Source organism: Aliiroseovarius sp. S253, from assembly GCF_049800855.1.
Taxonomy (GTDB): Bacteria; Pseudomonadota; Alphaproteobacteria; order Rhodobacterales; family Rhodobacteraceae; genus Aliiroseovarius.
Genome location: NZ_JBNAFW010000001.1, coordinates 1,463,433 through 1,479,572 on the forward strand (window position 1 = coordinate 1,463,433; position 16,140 = coordinate 1,479,572).

Annotated in this window: 13 protein-coding genes; 10 read left to right on the forward strand and 3 right to left on the reverse strand. The window is 59.2% G+C overall.

Translation table 11 applies throughout. From position 1 onward, the window contains the following. Positions 1 to 55 precede the first annotated feature (55 nt). From ACP15F_RS07145 to ACP15F_RS07155, 3 genes are all read left to right on the forward strand, one after another. The gene (locus tag ACP15F_RS07145) at positions 56 to 1,912 is read left to right on the forward strand and encodes an ABC-F family ATP-binding cassette domain-containing protein (protein WP_424940127.1); all 1,857 of its coding nucleotides are present in this window, start codon (positions 56 to 58) and stop codon (positions 1,910 to 1,912) included. Between the two features lie 2 nt (positions 1,913 to 1,914). Further along, positions 1,915 to 2,535, forward strand: coding sequence for a MarC family protein (locus ACP15F_RS07150; protein WP_424940128.1), 621 nt, complete (start codon positions 1,915 to 1,917; stop codon positions 2,533 to 2,535). 64 nt (positions 2,536 to 2,599) lie between these two features. Beyond that, positions 2,600 to 3,181 carry a retropepsin-like aspartic protease family protein gene (locus tag ACP15F_RS07155; RefSeq protein WP_424940129.1) on the forward strand — a complete coding sequence of 194 codons (582 nt, stop codon included), beginning with the start codon at positions 2,600 to 2,602 and terminating at the stop codon, positions 3,179 to 3,181. Between the two features lie 4 nt (positions 3,182 to 3,185). On the opposite strand, the gene ACP15F_RS07160 is transcribed toward ACP15F_RS07155, so the two are convergent. Both ACP15F_RS07160 and ACP15F_RS07165 read right to left on the reverse strand, forming a co-directional pair. After that, entirely contained in the window at positions 3,186 to 3,710 is a 525-nt protein-coding gene (locus ACP15F_RS07160) for a DNA polymerase III subunit chi (RefSeq protein ID WP_424940130.1), read from the reverse strand. Positions 3,711 to 3,714: 4 nt separating this feature from the next. After that, the gene (locus tag ACP15F_RS07165; RefSeq protein ID WP_424940131.1) at positions 3,715 to 5,187 is read right to left on the reverse strand and encodes a leucyl aminopeptidase; all 1,473 of its coding nucleotides are present in this window, start codon (positions 5,185 to 5,187) and stop codon (positions 3,715 to 3,717) included. A gap of 132 nt (positions 5,188 to 5,319) precedes the next feature. Here ACP15F_RS07165 and ACP15F_RS07170 point away from each other — a divergent pair, with 132 nt between their 5' ends. The 6 genes from ACP15F_RS07170 to rsmA all read left to right on the forward strand — a co-directional run bounded on the left by ACP15F_RS07170 (position 5,320) and on the right by rsmA (position 12,925). Then, positions 5,320 to 6,483: an LptF/LptG family permease gene (locus ACP15F_RS07170; RefSeq protein ID WP_424940132.1), complete on the forward strand. Its 1,164-nt coding sequence runs from the start codon at positions 5,320 to 5,322 to the stop codon at positions 6,481 to 6,483. After that, on the forward strand, positions 6,480 to 7,577 hold the full coding sequence (gene lptG, locus ACP15F_RS07175; protein WP_424940133.1) for an LPS export ABC transporter permease LptG: 1,098 nt from the start codon (positions 6,480 to 6,482) through the stop codon (positions 7,575 to 7,577). The genes ACP15F_RS07170 and lptG overlap by 4 nt, the downstream gene beginning before the upstream one ends. Continuing rightward, on the forward strand, positions 7,574 to 9,727 hold the full coding sequence (locus ACP15F_RS07180; protein ID WP_424940134.1) for an LPS-assembly protein LptD: 2,154 nt from the start codon (positions 7,574 to 7,576) through the stop codon (positions 9,725 to 9,727). The genes lptG and ACP15F_RS07180 overlap by 4 nt, the downstream gene beginning before the upstream one ends. 71 nt (positions 9,728 to 9,798) lie before the next feature. After that, the gene (locus ACP15F_RS07185; protein WP_424940135.1) at positions 9,799 to 11,091 is read left to right on the forward strand and encodes a peptidylprolyl isomerase; all 1,293 of its coding nucleotides are present in this window, start codon (positions 9,799 to 9,801) and stop codon (positions 11,089 to 11,091) included. A gap of 23 nt (positions 11,092 to 11,114) precedes the next feature. Next, positions 11,115 to 12,092 carry a 4-hydroxythreonine-4-phosphate dehydrogenase PdxA gene (gene pdxA / locus ACP15F_RS07190; protein ID WP_424940954.1) on the forward strand — a complete coding sequence of 326 codons (978 nt, stop codon included), beginning with the start codon at positions 11,115 to 11,117 and terminating at the stop codon, positions 12,090 to 12,092. Beyond that, positions 12,089 to 12,925: a 16S rRNA (adenine(1518)-N(6)/adenine(1519)-N(6))-dimethyltransferase RsmA gene (gene rsmA / locus ACP15F_RS07195; RefSeq protein ID WP_424940136.1), complete on the forward strand. Its 837-nt coding sequence runs from the start codon at positions 12,089 to 12,091 to the stop codon at positions 12,923 to 12,925. The genes pdxA and rsmA overlap by 4 nt, the downstream gene beginning before the upstream one ends. 73 nt (positions 12,926 to 12,998) lie before the next feature. Here rsmA and ACP15F_RS07200 read toward each other — a convergent pair whose 3' ends face one another. Further along, positions 12,999 to 14,687 carry a chloride channel protein gene (locus tag ACP15F_RS07200; protein WP_424940955.1) on the reverse strand — a complete coding sequence of 563 codons (1,689 nt, stop codon included), beginning with the start codon at positions 14,685 to 14,687 and terminating at the stop codon, positions 12,999 to 13,001. A 76-nt stretch (positions 14,688 to 14,763) separates the two neighbouring features. Between ACP15F_RS07200 and ACP15F_RS07205 the strand changes: the two genes are divergently transcribed. Then, complete coding sequence (locus ACP15F_RS07205; protein WP_424940137.1) at positions 14,764 to 16,140, forward strand: FAD-binding oxidoreductase; 1,377 nt, start codon at positions 14,764 to 14,766, stop codon at positions 16,138 to 16,140.

Sequence of the window (16,140 nt, forward strand, 5' to 3'; positions counted from 1 at the left end):
CGTCATTTTGAAAAGCGGCGATTGACGGGCTGGCGCAGGTCAGGCACATGGGGTCATGCTTAAAATCTCAGACATCACATATTCTATCTCTGGTCGCACCTTGGTCGAAAACGCCTCGGTGACTATTCCGACGGGTCACAAAGTGGGCCTTGTGGGGCGCAATGGCTCGGGCAAAACGACGCTGTTCAAGGTCATCCGCGGCGAGATGGTGTTGGACACCGGCAATGTGTCATTGCCCAAAGGTTGGAAGATCGGTGGTGTCAGCCAAGAGGTGCCCGGCAACGAGGTGTCGCTGATCGACACAGTCTTGCGCGCGGACACCGAACGCGAAGCCTTGATGGCGGAAGCGGAAACTGCCACCGACCCGACCCGGATCGCCGAGGTCCAGACCCGCTTGTCTGACATCGACGCGTGGTCGGCCGAAGCGCGGGCAGCATCAATCCTAAAAGGTCTTGGGTTTACCCATCAAGAACAGCAAATGCCGTGTTCAGCCTTTTCTGGTGGCTGGCGGATGCGTGTGGCCCTTGCAGCCGTGCTGTTTTCCGAACCAGACCTGCTGCTGCTGGACGAACCGACCAACTATCTGGATCTGGAAGGCGCGTTGTGGCTCGAGGCCTATCTGGTCAAATATCCCCACACGGTGCTGATCGTTTCGCACGACCGCGAGCTGTTGAACCGCTCGGTCGGCGGCATTCTGCACCTCGAGGACAAAGGCCTGATTTATTACACGGGCACCTACGACATGTTTGCCAAGCAGCGCGCGCAGAAGCGTGCCCTGCTGGCATCTGCCGCCAAAAAACAAGACGCGCAACGAGCACATTTGCAGGCGTTTGTGGATCGCTTTAAGGCCAAGGCGTCAAAGGCAAAACAAGCGCAATCGCGTGTGAAAGCGCTGGAACGGATGGAAACCATCCGCGCGCCTGAAGATGCGGCGCGCACGGTATTTACCTTCCCCAAACCAGAAGAGCTTTCGCCCCCCATTATCGCTACCGAGGCGGCGGCTGTGGGTTACGGCGAAACCGTCGTTCTACGCAATCTGAACCTGCGCATTGACCAAGACGACCGCATCGCGCTGCTTGGGCGAAACGGCGAGGGAAAATCCACGCTTTCCAAACTGTTGTCAGGTCGCTTGGATCTGATGGAGGGCAATATGGTGTCCTCGAACAAACTGCGTATCGGATTCTTTGCACAGCATCAGGTGGACGAGCTTTACGTCGACGAAACACCCCTACAGCACTTGATGCGCGAGCGTGCCTCTGAAGGGCAAGCAAAGCTGCGCGCGCGTCTGGCGGGGTTTGGCCTTGGCCCGGATCAAGCGGATACCGAGGTTGGGCGCCTGTCTGGCGGACAAAAGGCACGCCTGTCGCTGCTTTTGGCAACTCTGCCCGCCCCGCATTTGCTGATCCTTGACGAACCTACCAACCACTTGGACATCGAAAGCCGCGAGGCGCTCGTGGAAGCGCTGACCGCCTATAGCGGCGCGGTCATTCTGGTCAGCCACGATATGCATTTGCTGTCGATGGTCGCGGACCGCCTGTGGCTGGTGAAAGACGGCCATGTCGCCCCTTATGACGAGGATTTGCAGGCCTATCGCAAGATGTTGTTGGCACCCGACACGGCGAAAAAGACGGACAAGAAAGCCGCCTCAAAGCCCAAGCCAAAGCGGCCAAGCCGGGATCAGATACTCGCCCTACGCGCCGAGGTGCGCAAATGCGAAGCCCGCATGGCGAAGATCGAAGAAATGCGCGACAAGCTTGCCAAGAAACTCGCAGATCCAGAGCTTTATGAAAACGAACGTGCCGGGGATCTTGGGGTGTGGCAAAAGAAATATGCCGAGGTGATGGAGGCCATGGACAAGGCCGAGGATCTCTGGGTGAACGCGCAAGATAAGTTGGAAAAAGCAGAGGCTTAGCGATGGATCTTGATCTATTTGTTCCGTCCTTTGTGACGCTTTTCGTGGTGATGGACCCCATCGGCATCTCGCCCTTGTTCATGGCCCTGACCCAAGGGATGAGTGCTGCCAAACGCCGTGCCGTCGCCATCCGCGCCTGTATCATCGCAGGCGTGCTTTTGACGCTGTTTGCCTTCCTTGGCGAAGGCGTTTTGAACTTCCTCGGCATCTCGATGCCGGCCTTCCGCATCGCGGGTGGGATCCTTCTGCTTTTGACCGCATTAGATATGCTGTTTGAACGGCGCACTCAGCGCCGCAAGGACCAATCTGAAGAAACCGAAAGCGACGATGACCCTTCGGTCTTCCCGCTCGCAATGCCGCTGATCGCCGGTCCCGGCTCGATTGCCACGGTGATCTTGTTAGCAGGTCAAGGTGACGGCTTGGCGGGCGTTGGATTGGCGCTGGTCGTGATGTCTCTTGTCTTGGTTATCGCGTTTGTCCTGTTTAACGCGGCCCCTCTCCTGGAACGCTTGCTGCGGGAAACAGGGATTAAGGTGGTTACACGGCTTCTGGGCATGCTTTTGGCCGCATTGGCGGTACAATTCGTGCTGGAAGGGCTGCGTGATTTCGGGCTGATGGGGTGACCTAATACCCGACGCGTCATGCTGACCCGGTGACATTCCCAAATAGCGTGCCTATATCGAGAATATGACCGGAGACGATATCGCCAGATTTGCCTATCTCGCCCTGCTTTTGACAGCCGTGGGCGGCTATGTCGTGGCAGAAAGCCGCGCCAATCTGGGGCGGAACCTGCGGTACGCGCTGATCTGGGCACTGATTTTCGTGGGCGTTCTGGCCGGGGTCGGTCTGTGGAGCGACATTCGCGACGACATCTCTCCGCGCCAAGGGGTTATTCAAGACACGGGCGAAATCGTGTTGCCGCGTGCCTTTGATGGTCACTTCTATGCGACCTTGAAAATGAACGGGCAACCAGTTGATTTCATTGTCGATACCGGGGCAAGCAACATCGTCCTGACCAAGGAAGATGCTGCCCGTATCGGCGTTGAGTTAAACGCGCTACGCTTCTATGGCCGCGCAATGAGCGCCAATGGCGAGGTGCGCACCGCTCCCGCCCACATCGCCAAGGTCGAGCTTCTGGGTGTTCACGATTTCGGAGTTCAGGTCTGGGTGAACGAAGGCGATATGCCGCGCTCGCTTCTGGGCAACGACTATCTGCAACGGTTCGAGAAAATCGAGATCAGCCGCAAACAACTGATCCTCACCCGCTAGGCAATCAAGCGTCTTCAGGTGCGGTGCTGGCTTTCATCTCCCACCGGCCACTTTCTTGGCTCCAGTATTTCGCTGTAACGCCCGCGCTTTTCACCGCCATCCATTGGGTCCGCGCATGGGCCACCGCGTCGGGATCATTCCCGTCGAACACCACGAAGACGCGGGTATGTCCGCGCATGTCGCCCTCGGAAATCTCGGCCCCGTCGATCGCCATCAGCGCTTGCGCGTCGTTGGGGTTGTCGGAGTTGCTGGTCAACAGGATCGGTTGCTGCGCGTCTTGCGGTCCGCCCGTCTGACCGTGGGGCAAAAAGCCGTCTTCTGGGTGCAGCCAAAGTCGTTCGTCCAGCCAATTCAGCCGCGCCGCATTTGGGCCGCGCACGCAAACGCGCCAGCCCGCTTGCAGGCTGCGGTCCAGCAGCATCGGCAGCGCGACTTCCAGCGGGGACCGGGTCAGGTGATAAAAGAAGACCTCGCCTTGCGATGCGCCCTCTTTCACTGTCTCTTCTTCGGTCCCGGCTGTATCCGTCATGCGCTTAGCCTTCGAACTGGTCTTTCACCAGACGGTTCAACGCCAGCACACCCCAACCGGTCGCCCCTTTGGGCGCAAGGGGGCTTTCGCTGGACAATTGGGCAGTGCCCGCGATGTCCAAGTGGATCCACGGCTGGTCTTCTTTCACGAAGCGTCCCAAAAACTGAGCCGCTGTGACCGAACCTGCGGCACGTCCACCGACGTTTTTGATGTCGGCCTTGTGCGACTTGATCAGCTTATCATATCCCGGTCCCATCGGCATCCGCCAAGCACCTTCACCTTCGGCGGAGGCAGCGTTCAGGAAGCTGTTGCAGAAGCTGTCGTCATTCGAGAAAACGCCTGTGTTTTCATGACCCAAGCCGATGATGATCGCACCGGTCAGCGTGGCCAGATCCACCATCGCGGCGGGTTTGTATTCTTCCTGCGCATGCCACATCACGTCACACAGAACCAAGCGGCCCTCGGCGTCGGTATTGATCACTTCAATCGTGTCGCCCTTCATGGATTTTACGATATCTCCGGGACGCTGCGCACGCCCATCCGGCATGTTTTCGACCAGACCAACAAGCCCAACCACGTTGGCCTTGGCCCCGCGCAGCGCCAGCGTTTTCATGACGCCCGAGACCGTACCAGCCCCGCCCATATCCATGGTCATATCCTCCATGCCCGCGCCGGGCTTCAGGCTGATGCCGCCCGTGTCGAACACGACGCCCTTACCGACCAGAGCCAGCGGAGCCGCGCCTTTTTCGCCCTTCAGCCATTCCATGATGACGATCTTCGAGGGGCTTTCCGACCCCTGCCCGACCCCCAGAAGCGCACGCATGCCAAGGGCTTCCATCTCGTCTTCTTCTAGCACTTTGATCGTAACGCCAAGGGCCGACAGCGCTTCAAGACGGGCGGCAAACTCGACTGTGGTTAGGACGTTGGCAGGCTCGTTCACCAAGTCACGGGTAAAGAACACGCCTTCAGACAGGGCATTGATGCTGGCCGTCGCACCCTCAAAGCTTTCGGGTTTTGATACCATGACCATCAGGCTGCCACCTTCCGGTGCGTCCTCATTCGTCTGGTGATCATCAAACGCATAGGCGCGCAGGGTGGCCCCAAGCGCCAGTTCATCTGCGTATTTCAGAGACCCCGCCAGAACCAGAACGTCTTTGCCCAAAAGCGCCTTGCCGATTTTACCACCCGCCTTGCGGGCAGATGTCTCGTCAGCGCGCGGCGACAGGCGGATGACCTGAACGGCCTCGGCCTCCATTCCAACAGGCCATGCCAGATCCTGCGCATCGCCGTCTTTCATCTTCTCAAACGCTTCGCTTTCGGTGAAGCGCACTAGCGCCCCGCGCATCAGCTTATTCACGCGCCGCGCGGCGGGATGCAGCTTGCCGGGTTCGGACAGAACCACGGTGACGCGGCCCTTATGGGCACCGATCGCATCAAGGTTGATCTCGGTGAAACTTGGTAGGATCGGAGCGGTCATGACGGGTCCTTTATCTGGCAGGTTTCTGCCATTGGTAGCGGCCCTGTACAGGTTTGACCAGATAGCAGTTTTCCCCGCCCGCCGGATGGTTTAGAAACCAGACCACAAGATATTGGGTTCTCAGGGGGGAACGTGGCCAGATTCGACCGTTATATGCTGTCGCAGCTTGTGGTGTTGTTCGGCTTCTACGGGCTTGTCCTGGTGATGCTCTTTTGGGTGAACCGGGCGGTTCGGCTGTTTGACCAGCTGATCGCCAACGGCCAGACCGCACTGGTGTTTCTTGAGTTCTCGGCCATGATCCTGCCCGGCGTGATCGTGTTCATCATCCCGATTGCGTCCTTTGCGGCGTCAGTATCTGTCACTAACCGACTGAATTCCGAAAGCGAGCTGGTGGTCGCACAGGCTGCCGGTTACGGCCCCTTTCGGCTGGCCCGCCCAGTTCTGGTGTTTGGCGTCCTAACTGCTCTTTTCATGCTTGTTCTGACCCATATCCTTGTTCCGATGAGCCAGCTTCGGTTCGCCGAGCGACAGGCCGAGATCGCCGAGAACGTCACCGCACGGTTTCTGACTGAGGGCAGCTTTGTGCACCCTGCCGAGGGTATCACGCTTTACATCCGCGAGATCAGCCCAGCGGGCGAGCTGTTTGATATTTTCCTGTCGGATGAACGCGATGAAGAGCAGAGCTATACTTATACCGCCCGCCGCGCCTTGATCGTGAAAACCGAACTTGGCCCACGTCTTGTGATGTTCGACGGGTTGGCGCAGGTAATCAACATCGAAAGCCAACGCCTGACCACCACCGGGTTCGAGGATTTCACCTATAACATCGCGACGCTGCTGACCGGGACCGAGGAAGGCGTGCGCACCCTGAGCCAAATCTATACGACCGAGCTGTTAGACCCGCCTGCTGCGACACTTGCTGAAACTGGCGAAACCCGTGCCGCTTTGCGCGCTGAAGGCCATTTCCGCAACGCTCAGGCACTGTATTCGATTGTGACAGCCATGGCGGGGTATTCCATGCTAATCGTGGCCGGTTTCAGCCGATTTGGACTGTGGCGTCAGGTTGTGATCGCGTTGGGCGTTGTCGCGTTATTGCAGTCATTGGACAATACCATGTTGGATATGGCGCGCCGAACCGAAGGTGGCGTCTGGCTGGTCTATTTGGCAACTTTCGTCGGGATCATTTTCAATTTCGCAGTGCTGTTCATGGCCACTCGGCCATCCATCTCGGATCTGCGCCGCCGGCGCCGCACGCTGCGCGACCGTAGCCGTCAAATGTCCGAGGCAAACACATGAGGTTGCATCTCTATATCGCCCGCCGCTTTTTGCGCTCTTTCCTCAGCATGCTGTTCGTGCTGGCGATGATCTTTGTCCTGCTGGACATGGTCGAGAGCATGCGCAAATTTGATGCGGCCTCGGTCGGGTTCATGAATGTGCTGGGGCTGACGCTTCTGAACGCGCCGGTCTGGATGTATCGGATCCTGCCCTTGATCGTGATCCTGTCCACGCTGTGGATGTTCCTCAGCCTTGCCCGAAGCTCGGAAATGGTGGTGACGCGGGCCGCGGGGCGATCAGCGTTGATGACCTTGATCTCGCCCGTTTTGACGGTGTTTCTGTTTGGCATTCTGGCCGTCGCTATCGGCAATCCAATCGCCGCAGGTACGACGAAGAAGTACGAACGTATTGCCGCCCAATACGAAGGGCGCGGCGCGTCGGTTCTGTCGATTGCATCTGATGGCGTGTGGTTGCGTCAGGGCAATGAAACAGGCCAGACCGTGATCCGTGCAGACCGGTCGAACCTTGAAGGTACCGAGCTATTTGACGTCACCTTCTTTTCCTTCGCACCGGAAGGTCCGCCCACCCTGCGCATCGAAGCCGCCAGCGCCAAGCTGGAACCCGGATACTGGGCCATTCGGGGCGCGAAAGTCTGGGATCTGGTCAGCGAGACCAATCCCGAAACGACGGCCATCCAGTACCCCATGTTCACCTTGGCCTCGAACCTGACGCAGGAACAGATCCGCGACAGCTTCGGAAAGCCAAGTGCCATTCCGATCTGGGACCTGCCGAAGTTCATTCGACAGCTTGAAGCCGCTGGCTTCTCGGCGCGCGCGCATCGCGTCTGGTTGCATATGGAACTGGCCATGCCGGTCTTTCTGGTCGCAATGGTCTTGATCGGAGCCGGCTTCACCATGCGCCACACCCGTTTTGGCCGCACCGGGATCATGGTGCTGTTTGCCTTGATGATGGGTTTCGGTGCCTATTTCATCCGAAATTTCGCACAGATCCTAGGAGAGAACGGCCAGATCCCAATCCTTCTGGCGGCTTGGGCGCCCCCGATTGCCGCGATCCTTATGCCTCTGGGCATTCTTTTGCACTTGGAGGACGGATGATGGGTCTGTCAAAGCACTTACGCGCCGGACGGCTGGCCTTGGCCCTGTTGGCAGGGTCTGTCAGCGCCGTAGCTCTTGGCACGGGCCCCGCCACGGCCCAAACCGCAAGCTTGATCGCGGATCATGTGCGCGTTGTTGGCAATGGCGGGTTGGTCGCCGAAGGCAATGTGGTGGTGCTGTTTGACGGCACACGCCTTACGGCCACGCGCGTCAGCTATGACAAGGCGACGGATACGTTGTCCATCACCGGTCCCATCACAATCACGCGCCCTGATGGCACCATTCTGGTCGCAGACGAGGCGCAGCTGTCTGCCGATCTGCGCAATGGCATCCTGACCAGCGCCCGTCTTGTACTGGACGAGCAATTGCAGATCGCTGCCGCTCAGATCAACCGCGTGCAGGACCGCTATACGCAGCTGTCACGGGTCACGGCCTCGTCCTGTCAAGTCTGCAAGAAGAACCCGGTGCCTTTGTGGCAAATCCGAGCCGAACGCGTTGTGCATGATGAAGAGGCCCGCCAGCTTTATTTTCATGGCGCTCAACTTCGGGTCGCCGATGTGCCGGTGTTTTATCTGCCGCGTCTACGCCTGCCCGATCCGACACTGACTCGTGCCACTGGGTTCTTGCCACCCAAGATCCGCACGAATACGACGCTGGGGTTCGGTCTTGCCGCTCCCTATTTTATCAAGCTGGGTGATCACGCTGACCTGACCGTATCGCCCTATATCGCCGACAAAACCCGCACGCTGGAACTGCGCTATCGGCAGGCCTTCCGTACAGGCGACATACTGGTCGAAGGGGCCGTCAGCCGAGACAGCATTATCGAAGACACCACGCGTTTCTATGTGTTCGGCGAAGGTGAGTTCCAGCTGCCGCGTGACTTCACCCTGTCCTTCCAGCTGCAAGAGGTCTCAGACGCGGGGTACTTGCTGGACTATGGCTATTCTGACCAAGACCGGCTGCGCAACGCGATCGAGGTGATGCGCGCCCGCCGGGACGAGTTCGCCTATGCAGGCATCACCCGCTATGACACGTTGCGCGCCTCTGAGCTTCCGATCTCGGATCAACTGCCCTTTGCCCAAATCGACGCCTTCTATGAACGCCGCTTCCATCCCGGTGGATTTATCGGGGGCGAGCTGCGCGCAAACCTGTCGTGGCAGGCCCATTTCCGCGAAAGCAAATTGGATGTTCTGGGGCGGGACGTGGCGCGCATCGGGGCCGGCCTGAACTGGCGGCGCGACTGGATTGGCCCAGCGGGTCTGGTGATTGAAAGCCAAGCCGCCCTAGATGCGGACATCTATTGGATCGAACAAGACAGCCGCTACCTGACTGAACAAAGCTTTGCGACGCCCTCGGCTGGTGTCACCCTGCGATGGCCTCTGTCGCGTGTCACTGCTGGTGGCGCTGTGGATGTTCTGGAACCCGTGGCCGCGTTGGCATGGTCCGAACAGGTGGGAGCCGACATTCCCAATGAAGACAGCCAGTTCGTCGAGTTCGACCAAGGCAATCTGTTTGACCTGAACCGCTTCCCCGGCAGTGACCGGCGCGAAGAAGGGCTTCGGGGTGCATTGGGTCTGAGCTGGACACACAGCGCTCCGTCTGGCTGGGGCTTCACACTGGCGGCCGGACGCGTTTTCCGCGAGGTCGATCTGGGTCAGTTCACCGATGCATCGGGGCTTGCCGGTCAACAGTCTGACTGGCTGTTGGGGGCGGCGGTCAATCTTGGCGGGCGTATTTCGGTTCAGGGACGCGCTCTTCTGGACGATGATTTCGGGCTGACAAAATCCGAAACCCGCGCCGCATGGCTGACCGACGAATTCCAGTTGGGCGCAGCCCACATTTGGGTGATCGAGGATACAGCCGAGAACCGCCCCACGCCCACCCACGAGCTTCGCTTGGACAGTGCTTGGAAGGTTGGCGACTTCTGGACAATTTCGGCCGATGGAAGCTTTGACGTCGAGGCAAAACAGGCCACCCGAGCCGGTATCGGCGTGGAATATCGAAATGAATGTCTTTCAGTTGATCTTTCCCTCTCGCGTCGCTTCACAACCTCTATTAATGTAGAGCCGACAACGGATTTTGGTCTGCAGTTTGAACTGATCGGATTTGGAAGCGGCCGCGGCGCAGCAGTGAATAAATGCAGTGGCTAACAATGATGCGATTGAAGCAGGACAGATTGAAGTCAGGGGATACGAGCTTTATGCGAAACAGGAAAACGCCCATGGGATTTCTTCGCCAAACTAAAGCGCCGCAAACGCCGCGCAAATCGACCGCTTCGGCATGGACCTGTGCCGCTTCCGGGCTGGTGCTGGGGCTGGCAACGCTGGTTGGCATGGGTGCAACCCCTGCCGAGGCGCAAAACCTGTTTGCCCCGGTTAAGAAGGTAAATGACAGGGTTATCACCGCCTACGAGCTGTCCCAACGGATGGCGTTCCTGACCATCCTGCGCGCGCCGGGCAACCTGCGTGAACTGGCGATGAAACAGCTGACGGACGAGGCGCTGCAACGACAGGCGGCCGAGACTGCCGGCATTGCGATCAACGCCGAAGAGGTTTTGGCCGGGATGTCCGAGTTCACAGGCCGCTTCAATCTGAGCGTCGAAGAATTCAACAAGATCATCGCGCAGGCTGGCATCGCGCCAGAAAGCTTCCGCGATTTCGTCTCGGGTGGTCTGGCGTGGCGCTCGGTTGTACGCGAACGCTGGCAAGGTCGCATTAGCGTGACTGATGACGAGATTGATCGCCAGCTGTCTCTGACAGCTCCGGGTCAGAACGTTCGTGTGCTGCTGTCCGAGATTATCCTGCCCGCCCAAACACCCGAAGCAATGCAAATCGCCAATGCGCGCGCCGCGGAGTTGTCCGAAATCACCACATTGGGGGCCTTCGCATCGGCCGCCCGAAATTCTTCGGTTGCCCCGTCGCGTGGTCGCTCGGGGCGTCTGAACTGGACCGAACTGTCAGACTTGCCACCCGCTGTTGCGGGACAGGTCGTCACGCTTGAGCCCGGCCATGTGACCGATCCGGTCCCCGTGAAAAACGGTGTCGCCGTCTTCCAGCTGCGCGCGATCGAAGAGCTTGACCGCCCAACACCGCAAGACGTTACCGTCGAATACTCCGCGCTGATGATCCCTGGCGGGCGTAGTGCCGAAGCCCTGACTCAAGCCGCCGAAATCCGCGCGAAAGCGGATAGCTGCAACGACCTGTTTGGCCTGTTCCCCGGATCGACCGAAGCGCAAATTCAGAACGAAACTGTGACGATCGGCGAGCTACCCACCCGCTATGCTGTGGAGCTGGCCCAATTGGATGAAGGCGAGGTATCGACCGCTCTGACCTCGGCCAATGGGCAAAGCCTTGTCTTTCTGATGCTATGTTCGCGCAGCCGCGAGCTGCCTGAAGAAGTCAGCCGCGACCAGCTGCGCCTGCGCCTTCAGAACCAGCGTTTGCAAGCCTATTCCGTCGCCTATCTGGAAGAGCTGCGTGCTGCCGCGTTTATCGAGGAATTTGACCCGCAATGACCGCTGAAGGCAGCGTGTCTGGCATGGTTCCGCCGGTGGCTCTGACCATGGGGGAGCCTGCGGGCATCGGGCCCGAGATCGCCGCAAAAGCCTTTGCTGCCTTGCAAGGAACTTTGCCCTTCTTTCTGATTGGCGATCCGCGACATCTGCCCGAAGGCGTTGCGTTCACTCGGATCGACACCCCTGATAACGCCCATGGGGCCGCATCTCTGCCCGTGTTGCCGCATGATTTCCAATCTCCGCGTGTGCCGGGCGTCGCACAGACTGAACACGCGCAACCAGTAATCGACGTCATCGCCCGTGCGGTTGATCTGACCCGTCAGGGTCAGGCGCTGGCAGTCTGCACCAATCCGATCAACAAGAAAGCCCTGAAAGATGGGGCGGATTTCCCGTTCCCGGGCCATACAGAATATCTGTCGCATCTGGCTGGGGGCGCAGATGTCGTGATGATGCTGGCCTGTGACGAGCTGCGCGTAGTGCCGGCCACAATCCACATCGCCTTATCCGAGGTTCCTAAGACTCTGACCCGCGAGACGCTGACCCAAGTCATTCGCACCACCCATGCCGCTCTGATCCATGATTTCGGACTGGACGCTCCACGGTTGGCAATTTCGGGCCTGAACCCCCATGCCGGCGAAGGCGGTGCGATGGGGATGGACGAGATTGACATGATCACCCCCCTGCTGAACGATCTGCGCAGCGAGGGTCTGGACCTGCTGGGCCCCCTGCCCGCCGACACGATGTTTCATGCCAGTGCGCGCGTGGATTATGATGCGGCGATCTGCATGTACCACGACCAAGCGCTGATCCCGATCAAGACGATCGACTTTGCGGGGGGCGTCAACGTTACCTTAGGCCTGCCCTTCGTGCGTACATCACCCGATCATGGCACCGCGTATGACATCGCAGGTACGGGCAAGGCGGATGCGACGTCCTTAATTAACGCCCTACGTATGGCCCACCAGATGGGCCTTGCCCGCCGACAGGAGAGCACCTCATGAGCCAGATCGATGGACTGCCGCCGCTACGCGATGTGATCAACACCCATGGGCTGGTTGCCAAGAAATCTCTGGGCCAAAACTTTCTTCTGGATCTGAACCTGACCGCCAAGATCGCTCGGATGGCGGGTGATCTGTCTGGCTGTGACGTGTTGGAGGTCGGCCCCGGTCCCGGCGGATTGACCCGTGGTCTTCTGGTCGAAGGCGCGCGCAAGGTATTGGCCGTCGAGAAAGACAGCCGCGCCATGGCGCCATTGGCCGAAATTGCGGCGGCCTATCCAGGTCGGTTGGAAGTGGTGAATGCGGACGCGTTGGAGCTGGACCCGCTCGAACATCTGACGCCCCCCATCCGTATCGTCGCCAACCTGCCCTATAACGTAGGCACCGAGCTTTTGGTGCGGTGGCTGACACCCCCCAGCTGGCCACCCTCGTGGACAAGCCTGACATTGATGTTCCAAAAGGAAGTGGCCGAGCGCATCGTGGCTCAACCGGGATCGAAGAAATACGGACGACTGGCCGTTCTGGCCCAATGGCGCACCACTCCGCGTGTGGTGATGGAGCTTCCGCCCGAGGCCTTCACCCCTCCGCCGAAAATCCATTCGGCCGTGGTGCATCTTGAGGCCTTGCCTGCCCCCCGGTTCGAAGCTGATGCGAAGAAGCTTCAAGCAGTTGTCGCCAAAGCCTTTGGGCAGCGGCGGAAGATGCTGCGCGCTTCCCTTAAGGGGCTGCACCCGGAAATCGAGGACGTTCTGACCTCGGTCGGAATCAAGCCCACGTCGCGCGCGGAAGAGATCGATGTGGAAGCCTTCTGTGCTTTGTCGCGGGCTTTGGGCTAGACGTATAATTGGCAGCGCTGTTTAGGGGCTCTGCCCCCGGGATATTTGTGGTAAGAAAATGTAGGGGAACCGGTCAGGAATGCTCTTCTGCAGCAGTTTCCGATAGCGCGCGATTGAAGGCTTTCAGCGCATCCACATGGAAGACGGCACCCCAAAGCTCGGGCGGATCACCTTCGCCGCCAAGGGTGACAACCGGGATGTACCGTTCACCTGTGGCTTCAAAAATGGGCATCACGACTTCCAACGTCGTGTTGCCATCCACATAGACGCCTGCCTCGATCAATTCCCAGCAGTGTTCTTCGCCGGCGGTACGGGCGTGTTCCAGGTCGCGCATCACTTGCGCCACGCGCACTGTGGACAGCAAATAAGCTTGCGGGCCAGCGGCAAGGTGGATGTTGCGGCGTTCCAGTTGGGTTAGGAAGAAACTGCGGTCCACCAACTGGCTCGACAGCGCGGTAGACAACGATACGGCTGACATCACGGCAATCCCGGTCTGCCAGTCTCCGGTCAGTTCGAACACGATCAACGTTGTCGAAATCGGAGCCCCCAGTACGGCCGCCGCGACCGCACCCATGCCAGCAAGGGCATAGAGGGTTTCAGACCCTGATACGTCTGGGAAAATAGCCGTGGCGATGATCCCGAAGGCGAGCCCAGTCAGCGCGCCCACCATCAATGCCGGAGAGAATACACCACCCCCCATGCGTCCGGCCATGGTGATGGCAACCGCGGCCACTTTGACAGCGACATATAGAATGGCGACACCAGCGGTCAGGCTTCCCGTCAATGCAGCCGAGGTCGTTTCGTACCCCACGCCAATGATGTGCGGAAAGTAGATCGCGATTGCTCCGAGCAGGAAGCCCGATAGCGCTGGACGGAGAATACGCGGCAGACGCAGGCGATCCTGCACGGTGTTGCCCAAATCCTCGGCCCAAAAAATCGAGCGCATCAGGATCACGGCAACAATGCCCGAGATAAGCCCAAGGATCAGGAAGGCTGGAAGCTCGATATAAAACGCCAACGTGCCCTCATCGGGCAGCGTGAACTCGGTCACGCCACCATATTCAAGGCGATTGATCACCGTCCCAGAAACGGCAGCAATAGCGATCGGAGCGAACGCGTGGACCGCGAAATGGCGCAGCACGACCTCTAACGCGAAAAGAGCCCCCGCGATTGGGGCATTGAAGCTGGCCGACACCGCGCCCGCTACGGCGCAGCCCAACAGATCACGCCCGGTGATGCCATTGGCGTTGATCCGCGCTGAAATCCAGCTTGAGATTACGGCGGCCAGGTGCACAACGGGGCCTTCTCGTCCTGACGACCCACCGGTAGACAATGTCACCAACGACGCCAATGCAGAGCCAAGACCCGCACGTTTTTCCACCCGACCTTCCCAAAGCGCGGCCCCCTCGATTACATCTGCAACCGAGCGCACGCGACCGTCATGGGTAAACCAGTTCAAGATCAGCCCAACAACCAGCCCGCCCAAGGTTGGCAGGATCAAGATCCAGTACCACGGCAGTGTTTCGGCAAAGCTGTGCAAATGGGTCAGATCATCCGTTCCGTAAAGCGAAGCTTGCAGTATCTCGATCCCCTTACGGAACCCAAGTGCAGCCGTTCCCGATGCCACGCCGATGATCAGGGCAATCAGCCAAAACTGCATTTGGCTTGGGCCTTTTTCTATCAGGACACCCCACGCATCACGCGCATTCCCGCAAAGGTTTCGGGCGCGCTGAATCATTATAATTTTTATCTGTTTTATCATTGCGCTGCGCGTGTAGAACCCTTCCCAAGGCCCGTCATTTACCATAAGTTGTTCCGGTTTCTCAGGGGAGGATGGGATGGCCATCGACACCGCGTTCACCGAGCTTTCGTCATTTCTAGGCGATCGCATCAGCCGGTCCAAGCCTGTTCTGGATCAACATGGCGGATCCGAGACTCATTTTGCCCCTGCTCCGCCCGATATCGTGGTTTGGCCCGAGAATACCAATGAAGTCAGCAGGATCCTGAAGATCTGCAATCAGGCCGGTTTGCCTGTGGTCCCCTTCGGCGCCGGAACCTCGTTGGAAGGGCACACAAGTGCAGCAAATGGAGGTGTGTGCCTGGATATGGCGCGGATGAACCGGGTGTTGTCGCAGGATCCCGGCGACATGATTGCCCAAGTCGAAGCGGGCCTGACGCGCGAAGAGCTTAACCAAGAATTGCGCACATTAGGCGTTTTTTTCCCGGTTGATCCGGGGGCAAACGCAACGTTGGGGGGGATGGCTGCGACGCGTGCGTCCGGGACAACCACGGTCCGCTATGGGTCGATGCGTCAGAATGTTCTTGGGCTTACCGTCGTCCTTGCGGATGGGCGCGTAATCCGCACAGGATCGCGCGCGGCCAAGTCTTCCTCGGGCTATGACTTAACCGCACTGTTTCTTGGGTCCGAGGGTACTTTGGGGGTCATCACCGAACTCACCCTACGCCTGCATGGGCAGCCTGAAGAGATCCGTGCCGGGATCTGCGCCTTTCCTAACATGAGTGCAGCAGTTGGTGCGGTTCAACAGGTGATCCAATTGGGCCTGTCCGTCGCGCGGATCGAATTCGTGGACGACGCTACCGCGCGCGCCTTCAATCAATATGCTGGAACCGAGATGGCGGAGTGCCCGCATCTTTTGGTCGAGTTTCACGGCAGCCCCAACAGCGTCGACGAAGCCAGCGACATTTTCGGCGAAATCGCCCGTGACTTCGGCGCCACCGGCTATGAACACGCCACAAAGACCGAGGATCGCAACGCGCTTTGGAAGATCCGGCATCACGCCTTTTATGCGGTGCAAAGCCTGCGCCCCGGCGCGCGCGCCTTGGTCACAGATATTTGCGTACCGATCTCGCAACTGGCGCAGGCGGTCGAGGATACCCGCGCGGATATCGCAGCCTCGTCCCTGCCCGGCCCGATTTTGGGACATGTCGGGGACGGAAACTTTCACGCCATCCTGCTGATCGACCCGGACAGCCTCGATGAAATGGCCGAGGCCAAGTCCCTTGCCGAACGGATGAGCCGCCGCGCGTTGGCGCATGGTGGAACCATCACCGGCGAACATGGGGTGGGCATGGGGAAGCTACACCTTATGGAAGAAGAGCACGGCATCGGCTGGGCGCTGATGGGGGACATCAAAACCGCGCTCGATCCTCGCAATATCCTGAACCCCGGCAAGCTGGTCCCGCAAGGCGGGTAA

Bases quoted from the DNA above. Each gene is read 5' to 3' on its own strand.
- pdxA (WP_424940954.1), top strand. From the start codon at position 11,115: ATGGTTCCGCCGGTGGCTCTGACCATGGGGGAGCCTGCGGGCATCGGG.
- ACP15F_RS07165 (WP_424940131.1), bottom strand. From the start codon at position 5,187: ATGACCGCTCCGATCCTACCAAGTTTCACCGAGATCAACCTTGATGCG.
- ACP15F_RS07150 (WP_424940128.1), top strand. From the start codon at position 1,915: ATGGATCTTGATCTATTTGTTCCGTCCTTTGTGACGCTTTTCGTGGTG.
- ACP15F_RS07145 (WP_424940127.1), top strand. From the start codon at position 56: ATGCTTAAAATCTCAGACATCACATATTCTATCTCTGGTCGCACCTTG.
- ACP15F_RS07160 (WP_424940130.1), bottom strand. From the start codon at position 3,710: ATGACGGATACAGCCGGGACCGAAGAAGAGACAGTGAAAGAGGGCGCA.
- ACP15F_RS07180 (WP_424940134.1), top strand. From the start codon at position 7,574: ATGATGGGTCTGTCAAAGCACTTACGCGCCGGACGGCTGGCCTTGGCC.
- ACP15F_RS07155 (WP_424940129.1), top strand. From the start codon at position 2,600: ATGACCGGAGACGATATCGCCAGATTTGCCTATCTCGCCCTGCTTTTG.
- ACP15F_RS07205 (WP_424940137.1), top strand. From the start codon at position 14,764: ATGGCCATCGACACCGCGTTCACCGAGCTTTCGTCATTTCTAGGCGAT.
- lptG (WP_424940133.1), top strand. From the start codon at position 6,480: ATGAGGTTGCATCTCTATATCGCCCGCCGCTTTTTGCGCTCTTTCCTC.
- rsmA (WP_424940136.1), top strand. From the start codon at position 12,089: ATGAGCCAGATCGATGGACTGCCGCCGCTACGCGATGTGATCAACACC.
- ACP15F_RS07200 (WP_424940955.1), bottom strand. From the start codon at position 14,687: ATGATAAAACAGATAAAAATTATAATGATTCAGCGCGCCCGAAACCTT.
- ACP15F_RS07185 (WP_424940135.1), top strand. From the start codon at position 9,799: ATGGGATTTCTTCGCCAAACTAAAGCGCCGCAAACGCCGCGCAAATCG.